Annotated in this window: 10 protein-coding genes and 1 pseudogene; 2 read left to right on the forward strand and 9 right to left on the reverse strand. The window is 41.5% G+C overall.

Annotated features, from left to right (window positions below):
* Positions 1 to 148 precede the first annotated feature (148 nt).
* The 6 genes and pseudogenes from AABM38_RS17295 to AABM38_RS17320 form a co-directional block, all read right to left on the reverse strand.
* Entirely contained in the window at positions 149 to 661 is a 513-nt protein-coding gene (locus AABM38_RS17295) for an adenine phosphoribosyltransferase (RefSeq protein WP_423407510.1), read from the reverse strand.
* Positions 652 to 3,018 carry a single-stranded-DNA-specific exonuclease RecJ gene (recJ, locus tag AABM38_RS17300; protein WP_423407511.1) on the reverse strand — a complete coding sequence of 789 codons (2,367 nt, stop codon included), beginning with the start codon at positions 3,016 to 3,018 and terminating at the stop codon, positions 652 to 654. Before recJ ends, AABM38_RS17295 begins: the two co-directional genes overlap by 10 nt.
* Before the next feature lie 226 nt (positions 3,019 to 3,244).
* The gene (locus tag AABM38_RS17305; RefSeq protein ID WP_423407512.1) at positions 3,245 to 3,556 is read right to left on the reverse strand and encodes a LapA family protein; all 312 of its coding nucleotides are present in this window, start codon (positions 3,554 to 3,556) and stop codon (positions 3,245 to 3,247) included.
* 20 nt (positions 3,557 to 3,576) lie between these two features.
* The gene (locus AABM38_RS17310) at positions 3,577 to 4,500 is read right to left on the reverse strand and encodes a cation diffusion facilitator family transporter (protein WP_423407513.1); all 924 of its coding nucleotides are present in this window, start codon (positions 4,498 to 4,500) and stop codon (positions 3,577 to 3,579) included.
* A gap of 159 nt (positions 4,501 to 4,659) precedes the next feature.
* Positions 4,660 to 6,930: a protein translocase subunit SecDF gene (gene secDF, locus AABM38_RS17315; protein ID WP_423407514.1), complete on the reverse strand. Its 2,271-nt coding sequence runs from the start codon at positions 6,928 to 6,930 to the stop codon at positions 4,660 to 4,662.
* Between the two features lie 305 nt (positions 6,931 to 7,235).
* Positions 7,236 to 7,531: pseudogene (locus tag AABM38_RS17320) on the reverse strand (post-transcriptional regulator).
* Positions 7,532 to 7,654: 123 nt separating this feature from the next.
* Here AABM38_RS17320 and spoVB point away from each other — a divergent pair.
* The gene (gene spoVB / locus AABM38_RS17325) at positions 7,655 to 9,220 is read left to right on the forward strand and encodes a stage V sporulation protein B (protein WP_423407515.1); all 1,566 of its coding nucleotides are present in this window, start codon (positions 7,655 to 7,657) and stop codon (positions 9,218 to 9,220) included.
* Between the two features lie 142 nt (positions 9,221 to 9,362).
* Here spoVB and AABM38_RS17330 read toward each other — a convergent pair whose 3' ends face one another.
* Positions 9,363 to 10,028, reverse strand: a complete 666-nt coding sequence (locus AABM38_RS17330) for a DUF421 domain-containing protein (RefSeq protein WP_423407516.1) — start codon at positions 10,026 to 10,028, stop codon at positions 9,363 to 9,365.
* Between the two features lie 288 nt (positions 10,029 to 10,316).
* Here AABM38_RS17330 and AABM38_RS17335 point away from each other — a divergent pair, with 288 nt between their 5' ends.
* Positions 10,317 to 10,700 (forward strand): TIGR04086 family membrane protein, encoded by a 384-nt coding sequence (locus AABM38_RS17335; protein WP_423407517.1) that lies wholly within the window; start codon positions 10,317 to 10,319, stop codon positions 10,698 to 10,700.
* A 34-nt stretch (positions 10,701 to 10,734) separates the two neighbouring features.
* On the opposite strand, the gene yajC is transcribed toward AABM38_RS17335, so the two are convergent.
* Both yajC and tgt read right to left on the reverse strand, forming a co-directional pair.
* Entirely contained in the window at positions 10,735 to 11,019 is a 285-nt protein-coding gene (yajC, locus tag AABM38_RS17340; protein ID WP_423407518.1) for a preprotein translocase subunit YajC, read from the reverse strand.
* Between the two features lie 36 nt (positions 11,020 to 11,055).
* Complete coding sequence (gene tgt / locus AABM38_RS17345) at positions 11,056 to 12,195, reverse strand: tRNA guanosine(34) transglycosylase Tgt (protein ID WP_423407519.1); 1,140 nt, start codon at positions 12,193 to 12,195, stop codon at positions 11,056 to 11,058.
* Positions 12,196 to 12,293: the final 98 nt, after the last annotated feature.

Below are 12,293 nucleotides of genomic sequence, written 5' to 3' on the forward strand. Positions count from 1 at the left end.
CCCGTTTCTCATGGACAAATTCTTCTCAGAGCGTCCCGCAAGCCCACTCGTGGCTTTGCTCCTGGGACTTGCATAATTTGGTATGTAAACCCGTTAAACATACACAAGAATAACAAAAGGGCACTTCGGAGTGAAGCGCCCATTCTCATTAATATTGCATCAAGGTTAAGATATCGTATCCATTCAATTTTTCACGTCCATCAAGGTAAGTCAACTCAATCAAGAACGCGATTCCTGCTACGACTCCGCCAAGTTCTTCTACTAGTTTAATCGTTGCATCAATTGTTCCGCCTGTTGCAAGCAAATCATCAGTAATCAGTACTCTTTGTCCTGGTTTGATTGCATCCCTGTGAATTGTCAATACATCACTGCCGTATTCTAGACCGTAATTAACCTTCACCGTTTCACGAGGAAGTTTGCCTTCCTTGCGCACTGGAGCAAAACCTACTCCAAGTGAATAAGCAACCGGGCATCCAATGATGAAACCGCGAGCTTCAGGTCCTACTACAAGATCAATTTGCCTTTCACGTGCATAAGCCACGATCTGGTCAGTTGCATATCTATATGCCTCGCCATTGTCCATTAAAGTTGTGATATCTTTAAATTTAATGCCTGGCTTTGGCCAATCGGGAACGATTGTGATGAATTGTTTCAAATCCATTGAATAATTGCCTCCTCATTTTTCACCGACTCCTGAATGAGCTGATCAAACCAACCCTTCAATTGCTCATATGATGAATAGAGCAACTCATTTTCAAGAGTAAATGCTTGCACCTTGTGCTGATATGTTGTGGATTCAGTTAAATCCCTTTTAGGGACATCTTTTTCAAGTGAAATAAACCCATTGTTTATTTTAACAAAATCTAGTTCAAAAAACACCTGTGACATGAATTCTATTGTTTCTTTTGTCCATCCGCGATGCTTTGCCAGCTCACCGCCATAACGTTTCAGGTCAAATGGGCTTTTCTTGGAAAGAAAAGCATAGAACCATTTGAAGTGTTCCCTTGTTGGCATCGTAGTGAAAAACTCGCTATTTTCTTTATAAAAGTGGACATAGATTCTGCCTGGATTTTTGCCCGACAATAATTTTACCAGAAGTTCTTTATATGGCGGAAGGTCCAGCAATACGACATTTGATAAATCGATCTCCAGATTTTCTGCTTCTTGCTCAGAAGAAATCAACAAAAGAGAATCTCCTAAAATAGCAGAAAATTTATCCTTCAACTCAGCATTAAAAAGAACCCATTTAACATTTTCACCTAAAATCATTTCAGGAAGTTTCTCAATTCTTTTAAGTCCTCTGAAATCGAATAGCTGCCATGACGTTACAGCAGCGTCCCTAAGAAAAAGCTGGGGTTTCTTGATATTATTCCACTCATTGATGGACAACTCTCCGATAACAGACATTTTCGAGCTTGGTGAGATGTGGTCATGAAGGTGTCCGAAGCCAAAACCGATGCTGTCGATCGTTTTCCCGGCATCCTCAAGAGAAAGCTTCAAATGTGACTGGTCCGATCCAATTTTCCTTAGTGTGGATATATTCGCTTCTTCAATAAGCACTTTCGGCTTTGGATTACTGACGCCATATGGTGAGAGCAGTCCAAGCTCGTTGATGGTGGCAATATTTATCTCATTGATGCCAATTTTAGCATCAATATGGGATACAGGAATGAGGTCTTCGTCTTTAAGCTGCTCCTTAGCCAGCCCATTAAGCCTCTCCCTCAGTTCATCCACATTATTAAGTTCCAATGTCATCCCGGCTGCCATAGGATGGCCTCCAAAATGCGGCAGGATGTCTCTGCAAGTAGATAGATTTTTAAACAGGTCAAACCCCGCTATGCTTCTAGCTGATCCTTTTGCCTGCCCTTTTTCTTTGTCAAAGCTCAGGACAATCGCAGGCCGGTAATATTTTTCTACCAGCTTTGATGCCACAATCCCGATAACACCCGCATTCCATCCCTCTTTACCGATAACAAGAACAGAATTATCCTTCACTGGATAATAGGTTTCCACTTCATTGATGGCTTCCTGGGCGATTTCGGCCACAAGGTTCTGCCGCTCTTTGTTTAAGGAATCAATTTCTTCAGCAAGCATCATAGCTTCTTCAGAATCTGATGTCATCATTAACTGTACCGCAGGATCTGCACTGCCTAACCGTCCAGCAGCATTCACCCTTGGTCCGATTAAAAAACCAATTGTCTCTTCATCTATTGCCGATTTCTCTGTTTTGGCAAGCTTTAGTAATGCATGCAAACCAGGTGTCTGGCTTGTTTTCATTTGCGCGATACCGCTTAAGGCAATGAGCCTGTTTTCACCGAGCAACGGGACAAGATCAGCAATTGTTCCAATCGCAGCAAATTCAAGCAAATGCTCAGGCAGCCTTCCCAGCAGTGCATGAGCGACCTTTAGCGCTACGCCTACACCAGCTAAGTCCTTGAATGGGTAGGCACTATCCTCAAGCTTTGGATGGATGATCGCAAAGGCATTCGGAAGTGCAGGCCCTGGTTCATGATGATCCGTTATGATGAGATCTATGCCAAGATCCTTTGCTACCTGGGCTTCATGTAGGGCGGAAATGCCCGTATCAACTGTTATGATCAGGCCTATCCCTTTTTCAGCCGCCATTTTAAAAGCCTTTTCGGTCGGGCCATAGCCTTCTGTGAAACGGTTTGGTATGTAGTAATCGGCATTAGCCCCCAATTCATTCAGGGCTTTCATCATCACCGTTGTACTGCTCACACCGTCTGCATCGTAATCACCGAATACTAAGATCGGCTCCTGTATTTCTATTGCTTTGTTTATACGTGCTACTGCCTTGTCCATATCTTTTAATAAAAATGGATCATGGAAATTGCTTTTTTGTCCAAATAAAAAATACCGGGCATCTTCCACGGTATCCAGTCCGCGATTGACAAGCAGAGAAGCAGTCAGATGGGTAATATTGAGTTCTTTTGCGAGTGACTCTGTTTTAGACTGGTCAGATTGCTTTACAATCCACCTTGATTTTGGCTTTAACATACGTTCACCTCTCAGCTTTTTTATTATACAAAAGCCTTGTCCTTGTTTCAATGACAATGAATGCTAAGAGTGTGGAACTATTTTTGATTAGGCTATGATAAATTAGCTGTTGGTTCCGCTTCAGGCACTCGCTTCCCGCTCCAATCACCAGGTGGTAGATATCAACATTGACTTTAATTACAGCAAAAAAAATGACAGCTGAAAAAGCTGCCATTTTGTCTTTCACTCAATGAATATCCTCAATGCCATGCAATGGTTCTTCCTGAGTTATATGATTTTCCTTAAGCTGATGTTCTAACGCCTGGTTTTGCTTCTTTAAGGTTTTGACCTCACGCTGTAGGACAAACATCCTGAAGAGTCCGACTGACCCTACAATGATGCCTCCCATTAGCACTGAGCCTAAAATAACCAGGATCAATGGCCATTTTGCTTCGCCAAATAAATAGTTAACTGTTACTGGTTCTACATTGATGACGGCAAATACGGCCACAATCAGTGCAAAGGCGATACCAAGCAGCAGTGTCCATTGAAATTTCATTCTCCTCAACCCCTTTTTTTCTATTGAATGTCAATGTTATCCTCGAAACTCCCATCCTCGCTAAAAGGATTTATATGGACGAAGACATTTTGGACATTCATGTTTTCCATAAGCTTCTTTTTGACACATTTACCTATTCTATGCCCTTGTTCAACTGTGATATGTGGATCCACGGATATTTTCAAATCGATGATCACATAATGTCCATGTTCCCTCGCATGTAACTCATCCAATTTTTTCACATCTGAAATAGATCGAACAATAGTTTTGAATTCTTCTGTATCTTCCTCATGCATTACATGATCAAGAGTGTTATGAATCGATTCCTTGCCAAGTGTCCAGGCCATTTTTATGATGAAGATGGCTACAAGCAATCCTGTTACTGGGTCAGCATATTCAAGCCACCCAATCCCCAGCTTCCCGCCAATGACCGCAGCGCTGATTCCAACCAGGGCAGCGAGCGATGAATATACATCAGACCGATGTTCATAGGCATTTACAATCAAAGCGTCACTATTCAATTGTTTACCTAGCCTGTATTTATACCTGAACATTCCCTCTTTTACGATGATTGAAACGATGACCGCAACAATTGCAATCGATTTTGGTGCCTCAATAGGCTTAAAAAAGGATTCAATTGCAGACCTGCCAATTTCCACACCTACCAGCAACAGCAGGACGGCAACAATAATAGCAGCGATCGATTCAGCCTTTCCATGTCCATATGGATGGTCCTCATCTGGCGGAGCTTTCGCTGCCTTTAGCCCAATGTAAACAGCAAGTGAGCCAGCAACATCCGAGGCAGAATGCACCGCATCGGCTACAAGCGCTGTACTGTTTGCGTAAACACCGATCACCCACTTTAAGACAGCTAATAAAATATTCCCAACTACACCAACCATGGCAGCAAATTCCGCTTTTTTAAATCGCACATCTTTTTCCAATGGTATATTACCTCCCAGCTCCACAATTCATATGTATACCGGCAAGAAACCGACGCAATTAGTCTTTCGGCATTCCTATTATTTTATCCTGAAAAATGGATGTTCTAACCAAAAAGAAAAATACCACGGTTTCCCGTGGTATTTTACAAATACATTCATTTATACTTGAGGCTCGTCTGAGTATACTTTCTTTTCTTTATAGGTATTGATTGTGCCCTTCTTCTTAAGCTCTTTATTTTTCCAAACGTACCAGAGCTGAGCTGCGATAAATATAGAAGAATAGGTACCCGCAATCAAACCGATAAGCAATGCGAATGAGAAATTCCAAATGGATTCGCTGCCGAAAATCAGTAAAGCAACTACAGTAATGACTACGGTTAAAACAGTGTTGACCGAACGTCCCAGCGTTTGGCGCAAACCTGTATTAACTACTTCTGCAATATCTTCAGGAGTCTTCAGGCGCTTCTTCTTCACCATATTCTCCCTCATCCTGTCAAAGGTAACAATCGTGTCATTAATGGAGTAGCCGACAATTGTCAGGATCGCCGCGATGAATGTCAGGTCTACTTCCAATCGTGTAATACTGAAAACAACAATGACTAAAAATGCATCATGAAGCAATGCTACAATTGCTGCAAGGGCCATGTACATCTCGAATCGTACCGTTACATAAATGATGATGCCGATTGAGGCAATAACCAGGGCAATCATCGCATTCTTTGCCAATTCTTTACCAATTGTAGGGGAAACTGTTCCGACATTCGGCTCAGCACCAAATTCATCTTTGATGTGCGATTTAAGGGTCGAAATTTCTTCCTTGCTTAACACACCTTTTAATCTTGCTACCCCTACTTCACCCTTATCGCCAGAGATGACGATATCATCTGTTTTGATATCTACCTTTGCAAGTTCCTCTTTTACCTGCTCAGCAGTGAGTTTGCTGTCTGATAGAATTTCAATTCTTGTACCGCTGGCAAAATCAATTGCAAGGTTAAGTCGGAATATCAATAATGCGATAAGTCCAAGACCTAGGATAATGCCTGTTGCCATGAAGAATTTGTTTCTATGTTTAACAAAATCAAAACGATCGAATTTTGTACGCAAATCCAATGAATCCAAGCCTTCGGAAATATCATGAATCTCTTCATTCTTAACTCCGAACCACCATGGCTTATTTTTGAATAAACCACTGTTAACCCACAGGCCAAGGAATAGGCGTGCGCCAAATACTGCTGTGATGAAGCTTGCGAGAATACTGATTATCAGCATCGTCGCGAAGCCTTTTACTGAGCTTGTACCATATGCAAACAATACGATTGCAGCAAGAATAGTCGTCAAGTTAGCATCAAGGATCGTTGACAATGACCCTTTGCTTCCTGCATCAAAGGCGGCCTTGATATTGCGGCCGATCTTTAATTCTTCTTTAATCCGTTCATAGGTGATAATATTGGCATCTACCGCCATACCAACCCCTAGGATTAAAGCTGCAATACCCGGAAGCGTCAATACTCCATTCATCCAATCAAAGATCAACAAGATGAGGTAAATATAAATCGACAGTGTTACTATTGCTATGAAACCTGGTAAACGGTAATAAAGAAGCATAAATGCAAAAATAACGATAACACCTATTATGCCCGCGAAAATCGTCTCGTTTAATGCCTGTTCACCGAATTTCGCACCAACAGATGTTGAGTAAGTTTCATCAAGCTTAACTGGAAGCGATCCAGCATTAAGCAATGATGCAAGCTGCTGGGCTTCTTCTATTGTGAAAGTTCCTGTTATCTCAACATTTTTCTGATTTAAAACACGATCAACATTTGGATTGGAAAGGAATCTTGGATTTGGCTTCATTCTTTCTGCCTTATAAGAATCTTTTCCCTCCTCAAAATCAAGCCAAATAATAAGCTGGTTTTCAGGAGCCATGCTGTGTATTTCTTTCGTGATCTTACCGAACTCATCCCCGTCTTTTAACGTAATGGAGATACTTGGCTTATTTTGTTGGTCAAAGCTTTGCTTCGCTCCATTTTCAGCCAGGTCGCTTCCGTCCATCATAATCCGGTCGTTAACGTCACGGAATGTCAGGTTTGCTTCGGTGGAGAGGATTTCTCTAGCCTTACTCTGGTCTTTTACACCAGCAAGCTGAACACGAATCCTGTTATCTCCTTCAATTTGTATATTCGGTTCACTTACTCCGAGAACGTTAACCCTTCGTTCCAGGGCGTTTGCTGTACTCTTTAAAGTTTCCCGGTCAACTTTGTCGCCTTTTTTCCCATGTAGGGGTGTAACTTCATAGAGAACTTCAAACCCACCCTGAAGGTCAAGTCCTAGCTTTATATTGTTCAAGATATTCTGGGTCGTTGCACCCATGGCACTTCCAATTAGCAAAACTAACAAAAAGAAGACCACGATGCGGCTGCGTTTTACCATTATGTAGAAATCCTCCTTATTTTGCGCACAAAAAATCATGCTGCCAGGCAGTTAAAAACATTAAGACTACAGGAAACATATGAAGGCAACCAATTTATAGCATTTTAATTATGTATCAGATTAAAAAAACTGTCAATTAAGCTTTTTGGGATAATGAAAAACTTTTAACTTTAAGACGAAATGATATAAAAAATCCGCTCCAGGAATTCAATACAGGAACTTGTCTTGACTTAAAGGAAAAAGAGCGAAAAATGGATCTATGAATACCAGTCTAATTATTAGGAATATTTAATAAGAACTAATCCTTATTTAAGCAGCTGCTTCCGCTCCTCTTCATCATCCATCGCAAAATCCCCCATCTTAAAGGCTTCTACTGTAGTGAAGTTCATCAAATCTCCAATTTTGACAGATAGTATATCAGCTACAATTTCATACAGATGAATATCTTCCTTCAATTTCTTCCATTTTTTTTCGTTAAGTAATCCCATAAATCTTTTTCGCTTACTTTTTCATAACCGAAAATCTTGAATTCTTCCACCTTGCTTTTCAAAGCTGGCTTAATTTCTTTGTAAAAACGACCATACTGATGGCTTCGGTCCATCTCTTTGCCTCCCTGTCCCAAATTCTAGTCTTTTAAATGCTCTAACCTGTCATGCTTTGTCCACTTTCCTGCATATAGTTAATTGTATATGAAATAAGCATTTTTGAGAAGGCAGGGAGCGGAATGTCGAAGTTTTTAAAAGGAACCTTTATTTTACTGATAGCCGGGCTCGTAACAAGAGTGCTTGGTTTTATAAACCGGATAGTCATCGCCCGTTTCATTGGTGAAGAGGGCGTCGGCTTATATATGATGGCCTTCCCGACATTGATCCTTGTCGTGACCATTACACAGCTGGGCCTGCCTGTGGCCATTTCCAAAAATGTAGCAGAAGCTGAAGCAAGAGGAGATTATGCTAAAATCAAGAAAATCTTAGTCGTCTCTCTTGCTACCACAATCTCTTTATCCATAGTCTTTACGCCAGCCTTATTATTCCTTGCTCCCTACCTTTCAAATACTTTATTTACAGACCCGCGGACTCATTTGCCGCTCATGGCCATCGCCCCTATCGTACCCATAGTGGCTGTATCCTCTGTCCTTCGCGGATATTTTCAGGGAAGGCAGAATATGAGGCCTTCTGCCATCTCTCAAGTAATTGAACAGCTCGTCCGCATCACCCTAATCGCTGTATTGACAAAAACATTCATGCCTTATGGAATTGAATATGCTGCAGCGGCAGCTATGGTGGCATCAGTGCTTGGAGAACTTGCTTCACTGCTGTACTTAATGACGACTTTCAAACTGAGAAAGAAATTCCGGCTAAGGAAAAATTTCTTTCAATATGTCCATTCAGGGAAATCGACCTTCAACGAATTGATGGGTATTGCATTACCGACAACTGGATCAAGGATGATAGGATCCGTTTCCTGGTTCTTTGAGCCAATCGTTGTCGCCCATAGCCTTGCAATCGCAGGAGTGGCAGCCGTTGCAGCAACTAAACAATATGGTGCACTTACCGGGTTTGCAATGCCATTGCTTTTGCTGCCATCATTTATTACCTATTCCCTTTCAACTTCTCTTGTTCCCGCGATAAGCGAGGCGAATTCTAAGAAAAATGGAAAAGTCATTGAACATCTTTTACAGCAATCGTTACGCTTTTCTTTGCTGACTGGCGGATTGTCAGTGGTTGTGCTGTATGTATTGGCTGAGCCTTTAATGACCCTAATGTATGGTACATCGAATGGTTCCCAATTCATAAAGCTGATGGCACCGTTTTTTCTTTTTTATTACTTTCAGGGACCTTTGCAGGCAGCGCTTCAGGCATTAGACTTAGCACGTGCTGCCATGATTAACAGTCTAATCGGGAATGTAGCCAAGACAGCTGTCATATTTTTACTAGCAAGCCAGCCTGCATTCGGGATTAACGGGGCTGCTCTAGGAATGGTAATGGGAATTGTATTGATTACCCTCCTTCATTTCGCCACGATGCTGAAGGCTGTTTCCTTTACCTTTTATGTAATGGATTATGTAAAAACATTTGCTGTTATAGCGCTGGCAGGATTGGCAGGTTTTCTGCTTTGGGATGTTTATGGGGAAGGCACTTCCCTCGCCGTGAGAATCCTCATAACAGCAGCGGCCATTTCCGTAATCTATATTTCACTGGCAATGGCGTTAGGTCTGATTAAAAAGCATGAGGTTCGCAGAGTTCTCTCAGTATTCACTTCTTTCTTAAAAAAACCATTATTTAAATAGGTGCTAACCTCATCTTTACGTCTTTATGTCCAAGTATTAAATATAACGCATTAGCCCAATTCAAAAAACGCGGTTTGTGCTCCACGTTTTTTGAATTGGCAATGATATCAGGTATTATTCTTTTAGATTTTTGAAAGATGGATTATTGATCAATTAAATCAACATAAAACTTCCCATTTTGAAAACTGCAAAAAGATATTTTTCCAGGATCATCATGTCCTTTTTTCCTAAGCTGTTCTAAAAGCCATTCCTTTTTCTTGTCAATTAATTTAAGATTATCTTCCTGAACCTCACCGTCAATTATTAGCGGCAGCGCAAGACTGCCATTATCCTGCTGGCCTCCTGATTGACTTCCCTGGTTTTTTTGAAAAATGGACAACTTTCCAGATGGCTCCAAAATAGCAAATTCAACGTCGGCAATATTTCCTACATCCTTTTCTCTCAATTGAAGCAGCAAATCATCAAAGTTATACCTCTGTGCTTTCATTGCATGTTCATCAATTTTCCCGTTATTGACAATAACCGTGGGCTTACCGTCCACTATATCCCTGAACATCTTGCTTTTAAGAGAAAAAAGTGCCAAAGTAATCTGAATAATGACCAAAATAATGATTGGCAGCAAAGTATTGATTAATGGATCTTCTGTGTTTTCGATTGAGAGAGAAGCCATTTCAGCAATCATGATATACACAACAAAATCCAAAATGCTCAATTCTCCGATTTCCCTTTTGCCCATCAATCTGAATATCACGAGGATCAGCAAGTAAAGGAGCAAGGTCCTAAAAAGAATGATCATATATTCTTCCACTTTTCTCCCACCCTTCACAATGCATTCCACTATAGTGTTATACCTGGAATAAAAAAAATACTACTATTTTTCTGGAAGCAATGATATTTGCATGTTCTTCCACTCTCTGATATATCAGGCGCCGAGAAGGCTCTCAGGCCCGCCCGCGGTAATCGAGTGCCTTGCCCGAAAGTCAACCAATGTGAGCAAAGCTAAATAAAAAACTAATTCTATTTCTACATTTCCCTGAATATGCTTGTACTAGGCAATTCCCTGTTTCAAGGTTCAGATTAGAAAGGAGAGGGGTTAATGGAATCCAGGAGTTTAGGAAAGGCCGTCCTATACGGTGTGATGGCAATATTTTTATTGGCAGTCGTAAGCAGTTTTATATTTTCTCTTCTTTTAAAATTCACTTCAGTCCAGGAGTCTTCGCTTCAATACGTAATGACATCCATCTCTTTTTTATCCATTTTTATTGGCGGTTTTATTACTGGGGGGAATGGAAAGCTAAAGGGGTGGCTGATTGGCGGATCAACAGGTCTCGTTTATTCCCTTATTATCTTTTTGTTTCAATTTTTAGGATATGACAGCTTATTCACCTTTGAGCAGCTCATCTATCATACATGCTATATTTTAACGGCAATGATGGGTGGTATTTTAGGAGTCAACATAGCAGGCGGAAAAAGCGCATAAAAAAGAAGCGGACCGAAATCCGCTTCTTTTTTCATTACTTTGCAAGCATGTCGCCCGTAGATGCTGTTACATCACGGATGGCAGCGCGATCATATGTAAGACGGCTTCCGTCTCCACACTTTATGACAACAGTGCCTTCATCAAGTGCATCGACAAATCCATGTAAACCGCCGATTGTAACAACCTTATCTCCTTTTTTCAGGTCGCCTTGCATTTGCTGAACCGCTTTTTGCCTTTTCTGTTGAGGACGAATCAGTAAAAAGTAGAACAATGCAAACATCAGCAGCAGTGGGAATACTGTACCTATTAAACCTTCCATTCATTTCCCCTCCTTTCACTATTACAAGCCAGGTTATTAGAAATTTTTAGCATTCGGCTTATTAAATCCATATTGCTCAAAGAACTCTTCTCTAAAGTCGCCGAGACGGTCTTCGCGGATCGCCTGTCTGACCTGCTCCATTAAGTTTATCAGAAAATAGAGATTATGGTAAGAAGTTAATCGAATTCCAAAGGTTTCATCTGTTTTAATCAAATGGCGAATGTATGCCCTGCTGTAATTTCGGCAAGTATAGCAATCACAATTTGGATCCAGCGGTCCAAAATCACGTGCAAACTTGGCGTTTTTCACTACTAGTCGGCCCTCGCTCGTCATCAATGTACCATTTCGGGCAATCCTTGTAGGCAGAACACAGTCAAACATATCGATGCCACGGATCGCACCATCAATCAATGAGTCAGGTGAACCTACCCCCATCAAATAACGCGGCTTATCTGTTGGCAGCCATGGTGTCGTAAAGTCAAGCACCCTGTTCATGACATCTTTTGGTTCTCCAACCGACAATCCGCCGACTGCATAGCCAGGGAAGTCCATCGACACAAGATCCTTGGCGCTCTGTTTCCTCAATTCCTCATATTCTCCACCCTGGACAATCCCGAAAAGTCCCTGGTCCTGTGGACGCTTATGAGCTGAAAGGCAGCGCTCGGCCCAGCGAGAAGTTCTTTCAACTGACCTTTTCATATAGTCATATTCAGCTGGGTAAGGAGGGCATTCATCGAATGCCATCATGATATCCGAACCTAATGCATTTTGGATTTCCATCGCTTTCTCAGGAGAAAGGAACAGCTTGTCTCCGTTAAGATGGTTGCGGAAATGGACGCCTTCCTCTTCAATTTTCCTAAACTCACTTAAAGAAAACACCTGGAAACCACCTGAGTCTGTAAGGATTGCACGGTCCCAGTTCATGAATTTATGCAGGCCGCCAGCCTCTTGTACGATTTCGTGTCCTGGTCTCAGCCAGAGGTGATAGGTATTGCTCAGTATGATTCCTGCTCCCATTTCCACTAATTCCTCAGGTGCCATCGTCTTGACGGTTGCCAGTGTACCCACAGGCATGAACACAGGCGTTTCAAATGAGCCGTGTGGTGTATGTACGCGCCCAAGCCTTGCCCCTGTTTGCTTACATGTTTTTATTAATTCGTATCGGATTGCTGACAATTGATATAAGCTCCTTCCATTGGTTAAACCAAAGCTGTTAAAATTTCTGTTTTATCTCGTTGAAATGTTGTTGCACATTAGGACTTTAAAAAACTCAA

The sequence above is a fragment of the Heyndrickxia sp. MSNUG genome (genome assembly GCF_049532715.1).
In the GTDB taxonomy this organism is placed as follows: domain Bacteria; phylum Bacillota; class Bacilli; order Bacillales; family Cytobacillaceae; genus Mesobacillus.